Origin of the sequence: Rhodoferax saidenbachensis, assembly GCF_001955715.1 — a bacterium.
Taxonomy (GTDB): Bacteria; Pseudomonadota; Gammaproteobacteria; order Burkholderiales; family Burkholderiaceae_C; genus Allorhodoferax; species Allorhodoferax saidenbachensis.
This window is the reverse complement of record NZ_CP019239.1, coordinates 3,283,722-3,301,552: the sequence shown is the minus strand read 5'-3', so window position 1 is coordinate 3,301,552 and position 17,831 is coordinate 3,283,722. Positions and strand designations below refer to the sequence as shown.

Genomic DNA, 17,831 nt, shown 5'->3' with positions numbered 1-17,831 from the left:
TGTCGAATTCGCCAAAGTAACAAGAAAATCCGCCGTTCTAAATGACTATTGAAGCCGTCCTCCCCCTGCCCAGCGACATTGCGCCGCATTGGCGAGAAGAGGTGCAATCGCAGCTCCACTCCGCAGAGAACGTCCGGGCCGCCCTGGAGGTTGACCTGGATCCCCAGTTACGTTTCATGAAAAGCCTGCTGGTGGCGACCAATGAGCGCCTGCTGTACCGCGCCGCGGGTAATACTGCCTGGAAAGAATGGGCCTACCGGCCCGGCTTGGTGCTGCAGCACCATGACCACGCCGGAGTGGGGCACCTCGATTTGCTCGATGGCCAGGGCCTGCTGGCCACCTGGCGCTTCACGCTGGGCCAGAATCTGCACGCTATTCGGTTGGTGGACCAGTTTGGCGCCCATCTGGAAAGCGCTGTCAGCGGCCGCCCCCTGGTGCAGGCGCTCAAAAACGTCTGCCCCAGCTGCAAAGCCCCGCTGGAGCCGGACCAGGAACAGTGCCCCATCTGTACCAAGGTGGTCCACACACCGCCTTCCACCTGGACGCTGTTTCGGCTGTGGCGCTTTGCCAAACCCTATCGCGGTCAATTGCTGCTGGGTTTTGTGTTGATGTTGCTGGGCACAGCGGCCAGCCAGGTGCCGCCCTATCTGACCATCCCGCTGGTCGACAAGGTGTTGATTCCGTTCCAGAACGGGCAGCACATCGAGCCGGTCACCATCGCCTGGTACCTCTCGGGCTTGCTTGGGGCGGGGCTGCTGGCCTGGGTGCTGAGCTGGGCCAAGACCTACATCCTGGCGCTGGCCTCCGAGCGCATTGCAGCCGATCTGCGCACCACCACGTACGAACACTTGCTGCGTTTGTCGCTGGAGTACTTCGGCGGCAAGCGCACGGGCGATTTGTTGTCCCGCGTGGGTAGCGAGAGTGACCGTATTGCGGTGTATTTGTCACTGCACCTGACGGACTTTGCCAGCGACGTGGTGATGATTGTGATGACCGCTGTCATCCTGTTCTCCATGAACCCGTACCTGGCGCTGATCACGCTGGTGCCACTGCCGTTCATTGGCTGGATGATCCACTTTGTGCGTTACCGCCTGCGCACCGGTTTTGAGAAGATCGACCGCGTCTGGGGTGAGGTGACCAATGTGCTGGCCGACACCATTCCCGGCATCCGCGTGGTCAAGGCCTTTGCGCAAGAGCAGCGCGAAGCCCGCCGCTTTCGTGACGCCAACAAACACAATCTGCTGGTCAACGACCGCATCAACAGGATCTGGTCACTGTTTTCCCCCAGCGTGTCGCTGCTGACTGAAATCGGTTTGCTGGTGGTGTGGGGTTTCGGTATTTGGCAGGTGTCCAAAGGTGAGATCACCGTGGGTATGTTGCTGGCCGCCATTGCGTATATTGGCCGCTTCTACGGGCGGCTGGATTCGATGAGCCGCATCGTGTCGGTCACGCAAAAGTCGGCCTCGGCCGCCAAGCGCATCTTCGACATCCTGGACCATGTGTCCAGCGTTCCCGAGCCGGTAAACCCGGTGCCCATGAACAAGGTACAGGGTCGCATTGAAGTGCGTGATGTGGGCTTCCGTTATGGCAACCGCGAGGTCAACCGCGGCATCAGCCTCTCCATCGCACCCGGCGAGATGATTGGTCTGGTCGGCCACAGTGGATCGGGCAAGAGCACGCTGGTGAATCTGATTTGTCGTTTCTACGATGTGTCCGAAGGCGCGATTCTGGTGGACGGTGTGGATATCCGCTCGTATGCCATTGCCGACTACCGCCAGAACATTGGCCTGGTGCTGCAGGAGCCGTTTCTGTTCTTCGGCACCATTGCCGACAACATTGCCTATGGCAAACCCCATGCGACCCGTGCCGAGATCATTGCGGCGGCCCGTGCTGCGCACGCACATGAATTCATCCTGCGCCTGCCGCAGGGGTATGACTCCATGGTGGGGGAGCGCGGTCAAGGCCTGTCGGGTGGCGAGCGCCAGCGCATTTCCATTGCACGCGCGTTGTTGATCGACCCACGCATTTTGATTCTGGACGAAGCCACTTCGTCGGTCGACTCCGAGACCGAGAAAGAAATCCAGCGCGCGCTGGAAAACCTGGTCAAAGGCCGCACCACCATTGCCATTGCGCACCGCCTGTCCACATTGCACCGGGCCGACCGCCTGGTGGTGCTGGACCGCGGTCGTGTGGTGGAAGAAGGCTCGCACGATGTGCTGATGGCCAAAGAAGGTGCTTACTTCAACCTGTACCAGGCGCAGGCGCGCAATATGGACATTGACATGGATGACGCGCGATGAATGCCCTTGCTACGACAAACGCCGCAGCGCTGAACCTGATCCGCAACGCCTTTGGCAAGCTGGTGTTTACTAATGCGCAAGGGGAAGTGCACGAGGGTGTGGTGCCGGTGCGCGCCTTTCCCATCCAGTCCCCCGAGGACGGCATCTCGCTGGTGAATCTGGATGGACAGGAAGTGGCCTGGATCGACCTGCTGGCGGACGTAGCGCAGCCCACGCAAGCGCTGATACGCGACGCGTTGGCCATGCGCGAGTTCATGCCGGTGATCGAGTCCATCGTCTCCGTCACGAGTTTCTCCACGCCCTGTACCTGGGCGGTGGAGACCGACCGGGGCAACACCGAGTTTGTGTTGCGTGGGGACGAAGACATCCGCCGCATTGGCACCGAAGGCTGCCTGCTGATTGCCGATGTGCATGGCATCCAGTACCTGGTGCGTGACCAGTTTGCATTGAACGCCAACAGCAAGCGGATACTGGACCGTTTCTTGTGAATGGGGCTGGGCACAGGCCCGGGTTTTCCTCCCCAATTGCATGGCAATTTCTGATGGAGTGCGCAGTACACTGTGCAAAAAATCGGGGAGCCGGCAGTACATGAACGGGTCTGCGCAGTGCCGCTGAACACTTCAAAATTGACAGAACCGGGTGTCCGCTTCCAGTGGTATGCGGCCGGGCTCGTGTTGGCGGCCATCGGACTGTTCCTTGTCTATTTCATCTGGAACGAGCATTCCCGCACCCTGGAGCGTGAGCAAGAGCGGCTGCTGACGCAAATCCGTGTCATTGATGCCAACCTGATCCAGCAGTTGGTTGGGGTCAATGCCGCCATGCTCAGCATGGGTCCTCAAACGGCTACTGCCAACCCTGTTCGCGACCAGGACCGCTCCGCCACATTGCGCGTATTGACGGAGGCCATGCCCGCGGTGCGCACCATGCAGATACTGGATGCATCCGGTAAAACCATTTCTGCAAGTCGTCCGAAAGCGATTGGTTTCGATGCCAGCCAGCGCCCTTATTTCTTGACCGTCAAGAACCATCCGGACGCTGGCATCCTGAGTGTTTCTGCTCCGTTCACCACCGCGCTGAATGTGTATGCGCTGCAGTTGGTCAGGGCGTGGACCGATGATAAAAAGCAATTCGTGGGTGCGACCACGGCCACGCTGGATCCCGACTATTTCAAGGTGCTGATGCGCTCAGTGCTCTACGCCGACGATATGCGCGCTACCCTGATCCACGGTGATGGCCTGGCATTTCTGACCCTGCCCGACAACATCAATATCCAGGGCAGCAATCTGAACAAACCGGGCACGGTATTCACCCAGCACCTGGAGACGGGGCAGGTTGAAAGCTTCCACATGGTCCATGTGACAACCACCGGAGATTTGCGCATGGTGGCTTATCGCACGGTATGGCCTGCCGGGTTGAAGATGGACAAGCCGCTCATGCTGGCGGTGAGCCGCGAGGCCGATTCGGTGTTGGCACCGTGGCGGCAGCTGTCCCTCGCGCTGGGCGCGGCTTACACCCTGGTGTGTGCACTGGTCCTGGGTGGTGTGTATCTGGTGCGACGCAAACAGAATGCCTTGGCGAAGCTGGCCAGCGCGCACGCCCGGCAAGTGCAGGAACAGGCAGAGCGTCTGGATCTGGCGCTGGCGGGGGGCAATCTGGGTCTGTTTGACCTGGACATGGTGACAGGCGTGCGGCGGGTGAACGCCCGGGCGAAGGAAATCGTCGGTGACAGCCTCGATGACCCGCCGGATACCTTTGCCACCTGGTCAGACCGCATACACCCGGATGACCAGGCGCAGGCGCGTGCCCTGCGCGAGGCGCATGAGCAGGGCCAGTCAGATGCCCTGAATGCGGACTACCGCGTGAAACACAAACTGGGACACTGGGTCTGGGTGCACAGCCGCAGCCGGATTACGCAGCGCGATGCGACGGGTGCCCCCTTGCGTTTTGTTGGAACCTACCTGGATATCACCGAGCGGATCAATGCCGAGAATGCACTGCGCCATGAGCGCCAACGCCTGTCAAATATCGTGGACGGGACCGATGCGGGCACCTGGGAGCATGACTTTGTCACTGGCGAAGATCGCATCAATGACAAGTACGCACAGATGCTCGGTTACAGCGTCACAGAGATGGAGGCGCAGATTGCCGGCGACTTCCGCAACGTCGTGCACCCGGAGGATCTGGCGCATGTGTCCAGTTTGTGGGATGCGCACTGGGTGGGTGAAACGCCTGTGTACGAAGCCGAGTTTCGTGTGCAGCACAAGCAAGGGCACTGGGTCTGGGTGCTTTCCCACGGCAAAGCCTGGATACGGGATGCCGATGGCAAGGCATTGAGTATCTCGGGAATCCACCTCGATGTGTCTGCCATCAAAAAGGCCGAGGCCGACCTGATGGCACTCAACGAACAACTGGAAGACCGTGTGGCAGAGCGCACTGCCGAGCTGGAAGCCACCTTGCAGCAGTTGCGCGACTCACGCCAAAGCCTGGCCAGCAGTGAAGCACGCGCCACCATGAGCACCCTGATGGCCGGGCTGTCGCATGAGCTGGGCACGCCGCTGGGCAACAGCCTCATTGCGGCCAGCACAGTGGCGGCGGGCACGCGGGACTTTCGCAGGCGCCTGTCGGACGGTGCGCTGAAACGCTCTGACATGAACCACTTCATGGACCTGGTGGATCAGGGGGCAGAACTCATTGAGGGCAACCTCAATCGTGCGAATGAGTTGCTGAAAAACTTTCGGCAAGTGGCGGCCGACCAGGCCAGTGAGCAACGCCGCCGATTTGATCTGGCCCAGGTGGTCACAGAGATTGTGCAAACCCTGAGCCCCAGCCTCAAGCAACATGCCCACCACATCGCGCTGGACATTCCAGCCGGTATTGCGATGGACAGCCAGCCTGGCCCGCTGGGGCAGATTGTGATCAACCTGGTTAACAACGCCTACCTGCATGCATTTGAGGGCATGACCGCGGGCGTGTTGACGCTGAGCGCGCATGCTGACGGAGAGTGGGTGACGCTGGAGGTGCGTGACAACGGTGTCGGTATCCCGCCCGAGAATCTCGAAAAACTGTTCGAACCGTTCTTCAGTACCAAAATCGGCAAGGGCGGCACTGGCCTGGGCATGGCCATCGTGCAAAACTTGGCTACCAAGACTTTGGGCGGCAGTGTCACCGTCCAGTCCAAATGGGGTGAAGGGACGGTGTTTAGGGTTCGGCTTCCCAGGTCCCTGCCGCCGCGTGCTGAGACAACGGCATAACACCTTTGCCCGTCAGGGCGGTTTTACGGCGTGTTGCCGTAATCCCATTCGCCTTGTTCTTCCAGCAACAGCTTCTTGCCCTGGGTCACGCGCAGGTAGCCTTCTTCCAGCACGGAATAGATTACTTTGCCGTTGCGGAACTGGTAACCCATAAACCGGCAGGGCGTGACGCCATCGGCGCAACGGGTGTGCCAGGTGCTGCCTTTGAGCGTGATGCTTTGACCGGTCTTGCGGTTTTTCCCGACGTACACCACATCGTCACAGCTGATGTTGCCTTCCGGGCACTGCACGGTGATGCGGATTTCAAACGACGGCGTGGTCAGCGTATCGGCCTGCACGCTGGCTGCCGCCATCCCCAGAAGTGCCCATGCCACGGCGTGCGGGCGCATGGGGCTCACACCTCCATGTTGTCGATCAGCCGCGTGGAGCCCAGTCGGGCTGCGGCCAATACCACCATGGGGTCGCCGGGCTGCGGCGCCTGCAGGTCGGCCTGGCGGCGCACTGCGACGTAGTCGGGCATCCAGCCCGCGCTGCGCAGGGTCAGCATGGCCTCGGTTTCGAGGGCGTTGATGTCTGCACCGCCCGCGCGCAAGGCGGCCACGATTTTCTTGAGCGTGGCCGACAGCAGCAAAGCCTCTTCACGCTGCGTCGGGCTCAGGTAACCGTTGCGGCTGGACAGGGCCAAGCCGGCTTCGTTGCGTTGGGTCTCGCCGCCAATCACGTCCACGGGCAAGGCAAACTGCTTGACCATGTTGCGGATGACCATGAGCTGCTGGTAATCCTTTTTGCCAAACAGCGCAGTGCGAGCCTGGGTGCAGGCCAGCAGCTTCATCACTACGGTACACACGCCAATGAAAAAGCCGGGGCGGAAGTGGCCTTCCAGAATGTCGGCCAGCTCGGTGGGCGGGTGCATCTTGAAGGTTTGTGGCTGGGGGTACAGCTCTGCCTCTTTCGGCGCAAACACGATGTCGCAGCCGGCCGCTTCGAGCTGGGCGCAGTCGGCTTCCAGCGTGCGCGGGTAGGTGTCGAAGTCTTCGTGCGGTGCGAACTGCAGCCGGTTCACAAAGATGGTGGAGACGGTCACATCGCCTAGCGGCTTGGCCTGGCGCACCAGGGCCAAGTGGCCTGCGTGCAGGTTGCCCATGGTGGGCACCACGGCGGGGTGGCGGTAGGCGTTCAGTGCCGTGCGCAGCTCGGCGATGGTGTGGATGATTTGCATAGCTTAGAGGTCGTGAAAATCACCAGGCGTGGATGGCATCGTCCGGGAAGCTGCCGTTTTTCACGGCTGCTACATAGGCCTCCATCGCACCGCGGATGCTGGTGGATTCCTGCATGAAGTTGCGCACGAACTTGGGGTTCTTGCCTAGGTTCACGCCCAGCATGTCGTGCAGCACCAGCACCTGGCCGGCCGTGCCTTTACCCGCACCAATACCGATGGTTGCGCAGTGGGGGAGTTCTTGGGTCAGTTCGGCCGACAGCGGTGCGGGCACCATTTCCAGTACCACCATGGACGCGCCCGCGTCCTGCAATGCCAGGGCTTGTTTCTTCATCAGATCCGAGGCCACATCGCCACGGCCCTGCACGCGGTAACCGCCCAGCGCGTGCACGGTTTGCGGTGTCAGACCCAAGTGGGCGCAGACGGGGATACCGCGCTCCACCAGAAAGTGCACCACCTCGGTGGTCCAGCCGCCGCCTTCCAGCTTGACCATGTGGGCACCGGCCTGCATTAGCACGGAGGCGCTGCGCACGGCTTGTTCTTTGGACTCCTGGTAGCTGCCAAACGGCAGGTCACCGATGAGCCAGGCTGTGCCTTGCGAACGGCGCAGGCCACGGGCCACACTTTCGGTGTGGTACGCCATGTCTTCCAGTGTCACGCCCACGGTGCTGTGCAGGCCCTGGCAGACCATGCCGAGCGAGTCGCCGACCAGGATGCATTCCACACCCGCGGCGTCGGCCACGGCGGCAAAGGTTGCGTCGTAGGCCGTGAGCATGGTGATCTTCTCGCCGCGCGTGTGCATTTCCTGGATGCGCGGCAGGCTGATGGGCTTGCGGGTGGCCAGCGGTGAAGCCGGGGGCAGGGTGCCGTAAGGCGAGGCAGCAGCAGAAGCGTTGCCAGCAGATTCTTGGGCCATGGAAGGGAACTCCATCAACAGGGTTGGGGGGTGCTTGCGGCCCGAATACTAACCGCTAAAACAAAAGTGTCGCTGCGCGACGAACCCGTGATCAGGTGGGGGAATAGGCCAAGCGCACGTAGATGGGTGCGAAGGCTTCGGCCTGGGTGATTTCGATCAGGGTTTCCTTGGCCAACTCCAGCAGGGCGATAAAGGTCACCACCAGTACCGGAGTGCCATTGGACGGATCAAACAGGTCTTCAAACCCGACAAAACGCCGCCCTTGCAGCTTTTTGAGCACGATGCTCATGTGTTCACGCACGGAAAGCTCTTCGCGGCTGATCTTGTGGTGCTGGATCAGTTTGGCGCGTTTGAGGATGTCGCGCCAAGCTTCCTGCAGATCGACCAGGTGCACATCTGGAAAACGCGGCTGCAGGCTTTGTTCGATATAGACGCTGGCTTTCAGAAAGTCGCGGCCGTACTGCGGGATGGTGTTGAGGCGGGCCGCGGCCAGCTTCATTTGTTCGTATTCCAGCAGGCGGCGCACCAGCTCGGCGCGTGGATCTTCGGCTTCTTCGCCTTCGGCCACCTTCTTGGGCGGCAGCAGCATGCGCGATTTGATCTCGATCAGCATGGCCGCCATCAGCAGGTATTCGGCCGCCAGCTCCAGGTTGTGCTTGCGGATCTCGTCCACGTAGACCAAGTACTGCTTGGTCACGCTGAGCATGGGAATGTCCAGAATATTGAAATTCTGCTTGCGGATCAGGTACAGCAGCAAGTCCAGCGGGCCCTCAAAGGCCTCCAGAAACACCTCCAGCGCGTCCGGCGGGATGTACAGGTCCTGCGGCATGGCAAACAGCGGCTCGCCGTACAGGCGGGCCAGTGCCACCCTGTCCACCACGGTGGGCATGGCGGCGATGTCGGCCGCGTCCGCGCTGCTATCCGCAGAAGGGGAAGTCATGATTTGCTATTGAATTAAGAGCTTCTTGCGCAATACCCATGCGGGCTAGAGGCTAATTTAGCTCTTATTTTTCGCTAGTCTGGTAGACGTAGGGTTTTTGCGCCACGCGGGCTTCGCCATAGGCTTTCACTGCAGTGCGGTCGATCTTTTTGTCCCACAGCAGCTCGCGTCCCTGGCGCTGCTCGGCTTCCAGCGTCGGTTTGGCCACCTTGAGCGTGTCAATGAACTGGGTTACTTCGGATTTGTAGTCCGCGCGGCGGAAGATATTCATGGGATTTACCTCGTTGGGTTCATTTTACCGGCCCGGCTCCGGGGCCCGCCTGCTACTTGATCGCCGGCCCCAACATTTCGTGCACATCATGGGTCATGACCGCCAGAAATAATGTGAGTCCCATGTAATAGCTGGCGTATTCCAGCCGTACAGCCGGGCTCACTGCGTAATAGGTCTGGGCTTCCAGGCTGTCGGAGCGGTATTGGATGGCTTTCCAGACCTGCGGTGCTGCAAGAAATGCGATCAGCACCAGCATAGGACTGGGGCGCCACAGGAAAACTCCTATTAGGACCGGTACGCCGAGTAGCCAGATGCGTGGAGACAATACTGCAGTAATGCGCCCGCCGTCCAACGGCGATAGTGGAATCAGGTTGAAAAGATTCAAGAAGAAGCCCGAATAGGCAATGGCCAGCAGCAGCTTGCTGTCGGTTTCGCGCGCAGCGAAGTAGCAGACCAAGGCGCCTATGCTGCCTAACAGTGGGCCGCCCAGACCGACCCAGGCTTCCGTCTCCGCGTCGTGCGGAATGTCCTTGAGTTCAATCCAGGCACCGACGAAAGGAATGAACGTGGGCGCGCCCACGTTCAGCCCACGTTGTCGTGCGGCAAGGTAGTGCCCCATTTCATGCACAAACAGCAGCAGGACAAAGCCCACCGCATAGCGCCAGCCGTAAATCCAGGCGTACACCAACACCGACAGCAACATCGTGCCGCCAGTCGTCAATAGCTTGCCCAGTTTGACACCGGACAGCAGCAGTAAAAGCAGCTTCATAGCACTCTCTCACCGAGGTGTGTGAGGCCCAGATCTCAGGTAGCAGGAGGGGGCAAGGATTCGTTGTTCGCCACAGGCGCCGTCGCTGCGGGTTTTTTCTTGAAAAACTTGAGTGCAACGCTACCAAAAGCGACGACTGCCAATGCAATGACCTTCGCAAATTTGGCCAAAAATAGCGCAATCATTGCGAAGAATCCCAGCTTCTTGGCGGCTACGCCAACAACCAGCGCGGCCAGTCCATATTCCGCAACTTTGTCGGTGCTGGAGTTGAAATCAGCGTAACGTTTCCCGTCGTTGAATTGCAACGCATCCAGCAGGATGTGGGCCTGCGGTTTGTAGGTGGGTAGTTCGGCCAGACCCGTGACCAGGTTCATGCTGAAGTAACCCTCGCGGCCCAGCGCATAGGTGTTGTAGTTCACGCCTTGCGGTGCATTGTCGGGCGCACCGATATCGCGAGAGGACATGGCCCAGGCCAGGCGGTGTGTGTTGCTGTCATACGTGGGCTTTTGGGCCCAACCCAAAATTTCGATCCCGGCAACGCCCATTTTTTTGCGCTCTTCGTTGGAGGCTTCCGTTCCTTCACGGTAGCTCTTGAGCAAATCGTCGGCGTTCCACTCTTTCGCATCGTCGTCTTTCACGTAGCCAGAGTCCTGGTAACGGATCGTCATGAACCACGGCGCGTTGTCGGTGGGGAAAACCAAACCCTGCAGTGCAGGGTCTTGACCGGGATTGCCCATGGCATTCAGTACCTTGCCGGCTTGCGGCTGTGGCACAAATGTTTGACCTTTGTCGAGTGCCAGTTTCGCCTGGTTGGAAAGGGTGATGCTTGCGGGGCCTGTGGTGGAGGCTGCCGTTGCATCTGCCCATATTTTGTCGCTTTCCTCTTTGCTCAGCGCTTGCGCCCAGGCGGCAGAGGTAACCAGGCACGCGAGTGCCAGCATCGCGCGTGCGATCCATGTATGCATATCAAACTCCCTGTTTTTTATAAAAGCCGGAAAAGATTCTGACACAGCCATTGGGGTCGACGGGTGAGATGCAGTCTCTCTGTGTCTTGTGGGCAATGCCGTTATCCTTGGGCTCCTATGCCTAATTTTGACTTTTCCCCTTCTGCCATCGCCACCCTGGCCCAGACTGATGTGGCTCGTGCCCTGACTGAAGACGTGGGGGCCGGTGACCTGACCGCCGCTTTGGTCGACCCCACCCGCCGCGCACGTGCGCGCGTGCTGGCACGCGAAGCCGCTGTCATCTGTGGCGAACCCTGGGCCACGGCCGCAGTGCGCGCGCTGGACCCGAGTGCCGCCATCGTCTGGCATGTACGCGAAGGCCAGCGCTGTGTTGCCGATCAGGTGGTGGTGGAGATCGAAGGCAACGCCCAGGCCTTGCTGACGGCCGAGCGCACGGCGCTGAACTTTTTGCAACTGCTCAGCGCCGTGGCCAGCAAAACAGCTGTGTTTGTGGACGCGGTTGCCAGCGTACCCGGCAACCGCGCGGCGATTGTGGACACGCGCAAGACGCTGCCCGGTTTGCGCCTGGCGCAGAAGTACGCGGTGCGCACCGGTGGCGGAACCAACCACCGCATCGGCCTGCATGATGCCGTGCTGATCAAGGAAAACCACATTGCAGCCGCAGGTGGCGTGACCGCTGCACTGACCCGTGCGACGCAGGCGGCACAGTCCGCGACCTTCATCGAAATCGAAGTGGAGACGCTGGCCCAGTTGCGCGAAGCGCTGGACGCGGGCGCGAAGATGGTGCTGCTGGACAACATGACGCTGGTGCAATTGCGCGAAGCCGTCGCTATCAACGCAGGCCGTGCGATTCTGGAAGTGTCGGGTGGCGTGAATCTGGACACGGTGCGCGACATCGCCGCGACCGGTGTGGACCGCATCTCGATTGGCGCATTGACCAAAGACGTCAAGGCGACCGATTTTTCCATGCGTTTTGAGGATCTGTGATGTCAGCAACGGATGTGATCGACGTTGAATACGAACAGCCTGCCTGCAGCACCCAACATGCGTGGGCGCGTGTGCCGGTGGAGCCCACACCTTCGGAGCGCACGGCGCTCAAAGAGAAGATCAAGCGGCTGCTGAAGGAAAAGAACGCGGTCATGGTGTCGCACTATTATGTGCACCCGGACTTGCAGGATCTGGCCGAAGAAACCGGTGGACTGGTCAGCGATTCACTGGAGATGGCCCGCTTTGGTCGCGACCATCCGGCACAGACGCTGGTGGTGTCGGGCGTGAAATTCATGGGCGAGACCAGCAAGATTTTGTCACCGCACAAGACCGTGCTGATGCCCGATCTCGACGCGACCTGTTCGCTCGACCTGGGTTGCCCGATCAAGGAGTTCAACGCGTTTTGCGATGCGCATCCGGATCGCACGGTCGTTGTCTATGCCAACACCAGCGCCGAAGTCAAAGCCCGGGCCGACTGGCTGGTGACCAGCAGTTGCGCGTTGGACATTGTTCGCGCGCTGAAGGACAAGGGCCAGAAAATTCTTTGGGCGCCCGACAAACATCTGGGTGGCTACATCCAGCGCGAGACGGGCGCCGACATGGTGTTCTGGGAAGGCGCCTGTATCGTGCATGACGAGTTCAAGGCGTTTGAGTTGGAAGCCCTGATCAAGGAGCACCCCAAGGCCAAGGTTTTGGTGCATCCAGAATCGCCACAGGACGTGATTTCGTTGGCGGATGCAGTCGGCTCCACCAGCGCCATCCTCAAAGCCGCGCAAACTTTTGACGCGACCGAGTTTATCGTCGCCACAGACAACGGCATGCTGCACAAGCTGCGTACGCTGAACCCCGGCAAGACGTTTATCGAAGCACCCACTGCGGGCAACAGCGCCACCTGTAAAAGCTGTGCGCACTGTCCCTGGATGGCGATGAATGGCCTGGCCGGTGTGGCCATGGTGCTGGAACACGGCATCAACGAGATTCAGGTGGATCCGACGCTTGGTTTGCGCGCGCGATTGCCGATTGACCGGATGTTGGCGTTTACTGCGGCTTTGAAGAATGGGCAGCCGGTGGGTGGGTTGATTCCGAATATTGGGGCGGCCTGAGTTCCTTTGTTGTCGCTATTTGTGGGGGATCGGACGGGCTAGACGTTTTGCTCCGTGTCCCCCGCCCGCTACGCGGGCTCCTCCTTTACCTGCGCAAAACACCTAGCCCGTCCGATCTGGCGAGGCGTGGTTTGTGAGTCTATGAGTGACAGAGCATCCGTCGTAGCGGGAGAGTAGGGGTGCGTATCGCAGCGAAATAAAGGAGGAGGGCCCTCACGGCCCGGGGGACATTCGCGGAGATGCGTACCCCTGCCCGGGTGCGGGCTCAGAAAAAGCGCATGACCTCTAAGGCGTCAAAGTAGTCGGAACTGCAACATCCAGCATTTCCGGATAGTCCCGGCTGAAATGCAATCCCCGACTCTCGTGGCGGGCTTGCGCACTCTTCACGATCAGCTCTGCCACCTGCACCAAATTGCGCAGCTCCAGCAAGTCCCGCGTCACATGGAAGTGTGCGTAGAACTCCTGAATCTCGCCCTGCAACAACGCAATGCGGTGCGACGCGCGCTCCAGGCGTTTGTTGGTGCGGACGATGCCCACGTAATCCCACATGAAGCGGCGCAGCTCGTCCCAGTTGTGCGAGATCACGACGGATTCGTCGGCGTCGGTCACGCGGCTGTCGTCCCATGCGGGAGGGGCGGGGGGCGTTTTACCCAACTGTGCGGCAATCGAGTTTGCTATCAAACCCGTAGCTGCCCGCGCAAACACCATGCACTCCACCAGCGAATTGGATGCCAAACGATTGGCGCCGTGCAGGCCGGTGCAGGCGGTTTCGCCTACGGCAAACAGGCCTTCCACATCGGTGCGTGCAGACAGATCCGTGCGCACGCCACCGCAGGTGTAGTGCGCTGCGGGCACCACGGGGATCGGCTGCTTGGCCATGTCGATGCCCAGCTCCAGGCAGCGTGCATAGATGTTGGGAAAGTGCTCCTGGATAAACGCCAACGGCTGGTGCGAGATGTCGAGGTAGACGCAGTCAAAGCCGCCTTTCTTCATCTCGAAGTCAATCGCGCGCGCCACCACGTCGCGCGGCGCGAGTTCGGCGCGGTCGTCGTGGGCGGGCATGAAGCGTGTGCCGTCCGGCAGCAACAATCGCCCGCCTTCGCCGCGCACGGCTTCGCTGATCAGGAAGGACTTGGCATGCGGGTGGTACAGACAGGTGGGGTGGAACTGGATGAACTCCATGTTCTGCACGCTGCAGCCCGCGCGCCAGGCGGCGGCAATGCCGTCACCCGTGGCCGTGTCGGGGTTGGTGGTGTAGAGATAAACCTTGCCCGCGCCGCCGGTGGCCAGAATGGTGTGCGGGGCCTGGAAGGTCAGTACTTCGTCGGTGTCGTCGTCTAGCGCGTACAGGCCCACGCTCCGGTTGGGACCGGGTTGGCCCAGCTTGGCGGTGGTGATCAGGTCGACCAACGTGTGGTGCTCAAACAGCGTGACGTTGGGGCTGGCCTTGACCTTTTCGATCAGGGTTTGTTGCACAGCGGCACCGGTCGCGTCGGTCACGTGCACGATGCGCCGCGCGCTGTGGCCGCCTTCGCGCGTCAGGTGCAAGTGGCCGTCTTCTTTGGAAAACGGCACGCCCAGTTTTTGCAGCCAGGCAATGGCCTGCGGCGCTTGTTCCACGACGAACTGCGTGGCGGCCAGGTCGCACAGGCCGGCGCCAGCCACCAGCGTGTCATCCACGTGGGCGGCAAAGCTGTCGTCTTTGTCCCACACGGCGGCGATGCCACCCTGGGCCCAGCCGCTGGAGCCTTCGCGCACCGCGCGTTTGGTCAATATGGCCACGCGGGTGGTGGCGGGCAGTAAGAGCGCGGCGGAGAGGCCGGCCAGACCGCTGCCGACGATCAGTACATCAAACTGCAGAGGCGTTGGGATAGGTGTGGGCATAGGTGCGGGCGTGGCTGCGCGTCTTTAGTGGATGCGCATGCCAGGCTGTGCACCGGGCCAAGGGTTCAGGATGTAGATGCCGGGGTTGGCCTTCTCGTCGCCATGGCTCGCCGCCATGACCATACCCTCGGACACGCCAAATTTCATCTTGCGCGGTGCCAGGTTGGCCACCAGCACGGTGAGTTGGCCCACCAGCTCTTCGGGCTTGTACATGCTGGCGATGCCGGAGAACACATTGCGGTGGCGGCCTTCGCCGGCGTCCAGCGTCAGGCGCAGCAGTTTGGTCGAGCCTTCCACGGCTTCGCAGTTCACGATCTTGGCGATGCGCAGGTCGATTTTGGCGAAGTCGTCGATGGTGATCAGCGGAGCGATCTCTTCGCCGCCAGGCACGGTTGCTACAGTTTCAGGAGCTGCTTGCGCAGATTCCACGGGGGCTGGAGGCTCAAACAATGCATCCAATTGCTCGGGGGTGACGCGTTGCATCAGGTGCTGGTAAGTGCCGACTTGGTGACTTGCAGGCAGCGGTATTGCTGCGATTTCAAAGTCCAATGGATCACATTGCAGGAATGTTTCTACGGCTGCCGCTACGCCAGGCATGACAGGTTTCAGACACGCCGTCATAACGCGGAACATCTGGATAGCTTCCGAGCTTTTCTCGGCCGCCAAGTCCGCTTTACCTTCCTTGACGAGCTTCCATGGGGCAGCTGCATCAAAGCGGGAGTTGACGTTGTCGGCAAAGGCCATGATTTCACGCAAGGCTTTGCCGTATTCCCGCTGCTCGTAATATTCACTGACCAGTTTCAAAAGATTGTCAGCCTTCATGTGAGAAGGCTCACCAGATGGAACCAATTTGTTATCAGGCAAGAACTTAGCCGCACGTGAAGCAATATTCACGTACTTGCCAATCAAATCCGAGTTCACCCGCGCCATGAAGTCATCCGCATTGAAGTCAATGTCTTCATTGCGCGCCGATAGCTTGGCGGCCAGGTAGTAGCGCAGCCACTCGGCATTCATGCCCAGGCTCAGGTACTTGAGCGGGTCCAGGCCGGTGCCGCGGCTCTTGCTCATCTTCTCGCCGTTGTTCACGGTCAGGAAGCCGTGCACAAACACGTTGTCGGGCGTCTTGCGACCGCTGAACTTCAGCATGGCGGGCCAGAACAGGGTGTGGAAGGTGACGATGTCCTTGCCGATGAAGTGGTACTGCTCGGTATCGCTTGCTGCCATGTATTCGTCGAAGCTGCGTGTGTCGCCGTGCTTGGCCTTGGGGCCGCCCTTGTCGAACCAGTTTTTCAGCGAGGCCAGGTAGCCCACCGGTGCGTCCAGCCACACATAGAAATACTTGCCCGGCGCATCGGGAATCTCGATGCCGAAGTAGGGCGCGTCACGCGAAATGTCCCAGTCGCCCAGGCCTTCGCTGGTCGTGCCGTCCGGGTTGGTTCGCACGCTGAACCATTCCTTGATCTTGTTCGCCACCTCGGGTTGCAGCTTGCCGTCCTGCGTCCAGTTTTCGAGGAACTCCACGCAGCGTGGGTCGGACAGTTTGAAGAAGAAGTGCTCGGAGTTTTTCAGTTCGGGTCGGGCACCGGACAACACCGAGAACGGGTTGATCAGGTCGGTGGGCGCATACACCGAGCCGCAGACTTCGCAGTTGTCGCCGTACTGGTCCTTGGCGTGGCACTTGGGGCATTCGCCTTTGATGTAGCGGTCGGGCAGAAACATGTTCTTCTCGGGGTCGAAGAACTGTTCGATGGTGCGCACTTCAATCAGACTGCCATCGGCACGGTCGCGCAGGTCGCGGTAGATCTGGCGGGCCAGCTCGGTGTTCTCGGGCGAGTCGGTGCTGTGCCAGTTGTCAAAGCTGATGTGGAAACCGTCGAGGTATTGCTTGCGCCCGACGGCAATGTCGGCCACGAACTGCTGCGGCGTTTTGCCGGCCTTTTCGGCCGCAATCATGATGGGCGCGCCGTGGGTATCGTCCGCACCGACAAAGTTCACCGCGTTGCCCTGCATGCGCTGAAACCGCACCCAGATATCGGCCTGGATGTATTCCATGATGTGGCCGATGTGGAAGTTACCGTTGGCGTAGGGGAGGGCGGTGGTGACGAAGAGTTGGCGGGACATGGGGAATCGACTTTCACAGAGGAACCGGTGATTTTAGTCGGGGCCTGCCTTGTGGCGTCTGGCCGTTCGCCTCTGTTGTTTCGGGGCTCAGGCGGGTTGGCTGTTTTGCTCCGTGTCCCCCGCCCGCGTTGCGGGCTCCTCCTTTACCTGCGCAAAACACCCACCCCACCTGATCCTCGCGTGTTGGGTTTGCCAGCTTACAAAAAGAAAACCCCTCCGTAGCGGAAGGGTTGGGGTGGGCACCAAAGTGAGGTAAAGGGGGAGGCCGAAGGCCGGAGGACACGAACGGCGGTGCTCACCCCAATCCTTTCGCGGGCTCAGCAGTGATGCCGTCCCGCGAAGGAAGTTGCTATTACGCTGCCAGAGCAGCCTTCGACTGGTTAGCAGCTTCGCGGGTGGCTGCCAGAGCCTCCACAGCAGCAGAAGCCAGAGCTTCAGCCTTCTTGGCGTCGCCCATGGCGATACCTTCAGCGCGTACAAAACGCACGTCGGTAATGCCGAAGAAGCCGAACACGGTCTGCAGGTAGCTTTCCTGGTGTTCCATCGCACGGCCACCTTCGCTGGTGGAGTACACGCCGCCGCGGGTGGAGGCGACGATCACTGTCTTGCCACCGGCCAAGCCTTGTGGGCCTTTTTCGGTATAGGCGAAGGTGCGGCCGACTTGGGCCACGCGGTCAATCCAGGCCTTGAGCTGGCTGGGGATGGTGAAGTTGTACAACGGGGCACCCACCACGATCACGTCAGCGGCCAGGAACTGGCTTACCAGCGCTTCGGACACGGCGTTTTCACGCTTTTGGACGTCGCTCAGGTCAGAGCCGGCAGGAAGGCGGAAGCCTAGGGATTCGGCGGACAAATGGCTGGGCGTATTCACGGCCAGATCCAGATAGTCCACGGTGGTGCCGGGATGGCTGGCGGTCCATTGGTTCACGATGTCCCGGGTCAGTTGGCGGGAAACCGAGTTGGCGGCCAGGATGCTGGAGTCGATGTGCAAGAGTTTCATGAGGTCCTTCTTTCCAAAGTTGAGAACAAGAAATATGTTCAGGCGATGGATGAATTGTGCGGATGAAGCGAATGTTTGATAAGTCAGCTAAATTGCGTTAGATTGTCC

At 60.4% G+C, this 17,831-nt stretch carries 15 protein-coding genes; 5 read left to right on the top strand and 10 right to left on the bottom strand.

What is annotated here, in order from left to right; genetic code table 11:
* The first annotated feature begins 41 nt into the window (after nucleotides 1–41).
* The 3 genes from RS694_RS15735 to RS694_RS15725 all read left to right on the top strand — a co-directional run bounded on the left by RS694_RS15735 (nucleotide 42) and on the right by RS694_RS15725 (nucleotide 5,551).
* Nucleotides 42–2,300 (top strand): cyanophycin metabolism-associated ABC transporter, encoded by a 2,259-nt coding sequence (locus tag RS694_RS15735; RefSeq protein WP_081708626.1) that lies wholly within the window; start codon nucleotides 42–44, stop codon nucleotides 2,298–2,300.
* Nucleotides 2,297–2,788, top strand: a complete 492-nt coding sequence (locus RS694_RS15730; RefSeq protein ID WP_029707756.1) for a cyanophycin metabolism-associated DUF1854 family protein — start codon at nucleotides 2,297–2,299, stop codon at nucleotides 2,786–2,788. Before RS694_RS15735 ends, RS694_RS15730 begins: the two co-directional genes overlap by 4 nt.
* A gap of 138 nt (nucleotides 2,789–2,926) precedes the next feature.
* Entirely contained in the window at nucleotides 2,927–5,551 is a 2,625-nt protein-coding gene (locus RS694_RS15725) for a PAS domain-containing protein (RefSeq protein ID WP_051391881.1), read from the top strand.
* 23 nt (nucleotides 5,552–5,574) lie between these two features.
* On the opposite strand, the gene RS694_RS15720 is transcribed toward RS694_RS15725, so the two are convergent.
* The 7 genes from RS694_RS15720 to RS694_RS15690 form a co-directional block, all read right to left on the bottom strand.
* Nucleotides 5,575–5,940, bottom strand: a complete 366-nt coding sequence (locus tag RS694_RS15720) for a hypothetical protein (RefSeq protein WP_029707754.1) — start codon at nucleotides 5,938–5,940, stop codon at nucleotides 5,575–5,577.
* 5 nt (nucleotides 5,941–5,945) lie between these two features.
* Complete coding sequence (gene panC / locus RS694_RS15715) at nucleotides 5,946–6,770, bottom strand: pantoate--beta-alanine ligase (RefSeq protein ID WP_029707753.1); 825 nt, start codon at nucleotides 6,768–6,770, stop codon at nucleotides 5,946–5,948.
* A 19-nt stretch (nucleotides 6,771–6,789) separates the two neighbouring features.
* Nucleotides 6,790–7,683, bottom strand: a complete 894-nt coding sequence (panB, locus tag RS694_RS15710; protein ID WP_029707752.1) for a 3-methyl-2-oxobutanoate hydroxymethyltransferase — start codon at nucleotides 7,681–7,683, stop codon at nucleotides 6,790–6,792.
* Nucleotides 7,684–7,774: 91 nt separating this feature from the next.
* Entirely contained in the window at nucleotides 7,775–8,623 is an 849-nt protein-coding gene (locus RS694_RS15705; RefSeq protein ID WP_029707750.1) for a segregation and condensation protein A, read from the bottom strand.
* A 64-nt stretch (nucleotides 8,624–8,687) separates the two neighbouring features.
* Nucleotides 8,688–8,894 (bottom strand): DUF3460 family protein, encoded by a 207-nt coding sequence (locus tag RS694_RS15700; RefSeq protein ID WP_029707749.1) that lies wholly within the window; start codon nucleotides 8,892–8,894, stop codon nucleotides 8,688–8,690.
* A 52-nt stretch (nucleotides 8,895–8,946) separates the two neighbouring features.
* Complete coding sequence (locus RS694_RS15695) at nucleotides 8,947–9,663, bottom strand: site-2 protease family protein (RefSeq protein ID WP_029707748.1); 717 nt, start codon at nucleotides 9,661–9,663, stop codon at nucleotides 8,947–8,949.
* Between the two features lie 35 nt (nucleotides 9,664–9,698).
* Nucleotides 9,699–10,628 carry a DUF2167 domain-containing protein gene (locus RS694_RS15690; protein ID WP_051391880.1) on the bottom strand — a complete coding sequence of 310 codons (930 nt, stop codon included), beginning with the start codon at nucleotides 10,626–10,628 and terminating at the stop codon, nucleotides 9,699–9,701.
* A 117-nt stretch (nucleotides 10,629–10,745) separates the two neighbouring features.
* Here RS694_RS15690 and nadC point away from each other — a divergent pair, with 117 nt between their 5' ends.
* On the top strand, nucleotides 10,746–11,615 hold the full coding sequence (gene nadC / locus RS694_RS15685) for a carboxylating nicotinate-nucleotide diphosphorylase (protein ID WP_029707746.1): 870 nt from the start codon (nucleotides 10,746–10,748) through the stop codon (nucleotides 11,613–11,615).
* Entirely contained in the window at nucleotides 11,615–12,718 is a 1,104-nt protein-coding gene (gene nadA, locus RS694_RS15680) for a quinolinate synthase NadA (protein ID WP_029707745.1), read from the top strand. The genes nadC and nadA overlap by 1 nt, the downstream gene beginning before the upstream one ends.
* 285 nt (nucleotides 12,719–13,003) lie before the next feature.
* Here nadA and nadB read toward each other — a convergent pair whose 3' ends face one another.
* The 3 genes from nadB to RS694_RS15665 all read right to left on the bottom strand — a co-directional run bounded on the left by nadB (nucleotide 13,004) and on the right by RS694_RS15665 (nucleotide 17,723).
* Complete coding sequence (gene nadB, locus RS694_RS15675) at nucleotides 13,004–14,602, bottom strand: L-aspartate oxidase (RefSeq protein ID WP_029707744.1); 1,599 nt, start codon at nucleotides 14,600–14,602, stop codon at nucleotides 13,004–13,006.
* A gap of 24 nt (nucleotides 14,603–14,626) precedes the next feature.
* The gene (gene metG, locus RS694_RS15670) at nucleotides 14,627–16,723 is read right to left on the bottom strand and encodes a methionine--tRNA ligase (protein WP_029707742.1); all 2,097 of its coding nucleotides are present in this window, start codon (nucleotides 16,721–16,723) and stop codon (nucleotides 14,627–14,629) included.
* Nucleotides 16,724–17,075: 352 nt separating this feature from the next.
* Entirely contained in the window at nucleotides 17,076–17,723 is a 648-nt protein-coding gene (locus RS694_RS15665; protein ID WP_029707741.1) for an FMN-dependent NADH-azoreductase, read from the bottom strand.
* Nucleotides 17,724–17,831: the final 108 nt, after the last annotated feature.

Bases quoted from the DNA above. Each gene is read 5' to 3' on its own strand.
- RS694_RS15735 (WP_081708626.1), top strand. From the start codon at position 42: ATGACTATTGAAGCCGTCCTCCCCCTGCCCAGCGACATTGCGCCGCAT.
- RS694_RS15730 (WP_029707756.1), top strand. From the start codon at position 2,297: ATGAATGCCCTTGCTACGACAAACGCCGCAGCGCTGAACCTGATCCGC.
- RS694_RS15720 (WP_029707754.1), bottom strand. From the start codon at position 5,940: ATGCGCCCGCACGCCGTGGCATGGGCACTTCTGGGGATGGCGGCAGCC.
- panC (WP_029707753.1), bottom strand. From the start codon at position 6,770: ATGCAAATCATCCACACCATCGCCGAGCTGCGCACGGCACTGAACGCC.
- panB (WP_029707752.1), bottom strand. From the start codon at position 7,683: ATGGCCCAAGAATCTGCTGGCAACGCTTCTGCTGCTGCCTCGCCTTAC.
- RS694_RS15705 (WP_029707750.1), bottom strand. From the start codon at position 8,623: ATGACTTCCCCTTCTGCGGATAGCAGCGCGGACGCGGCCGACATCGCC.
- RS694_RS15700 (WP_029707749.1), bottom strand. From the start codon at position 8,894: ATGAATATCTTCCGCCGCGCGGACTACAAATCCGAAGTAACCCAGTTC.
- RS694_RS15695 (WP_029707748.1), bottom strand. From the start codon at position 9,663: ATGAAGCTGCTTTTACTGCTGCTGTCCGGTGTCAAACTGGGCAAGCTA.
- RS694_RS15690 (WP_051391880.1), bottom strand. From the start codon at position 10,628: ATGCATACATGGATCGCACGCGCGATGCTGGCACTCGCGTGCCTGGTT.
- nadC (WP_029707746.1), top strand. From the start codon at position 10,746: ATGCCTAATTTTGACTTTTCCCCTTCTGCCATCGCCACCCTGGCCCAG.
- nadA (WP_029707745.1), top strand. From the start codon at position 11,615: ATGTCAGCAACGGATGTGATCGACGTTGAATACGAACAGCCTGCCTGC.
- nadB (WP_029707744.1), bottom strand. From the start codon at position 14,602: ATGCCCACACCTATCCCAACGCCTCTGCAGTTTGATGTACTGATCGTC.
- metG (WP_029707742.1), bottom strand. From the start codon at position 16,723: ATGTCCCGCCAACTCTTCGTCACCACCGCCCTCCCCTACGCCAACGGT.
- RS694_RS15665 (WP_029707741.1), bottom strand. From the start codon at position 17,723: ATGAAACTCTTGCACATCGACTCCAGCATCCTGGCCGCCAACTCGGTT.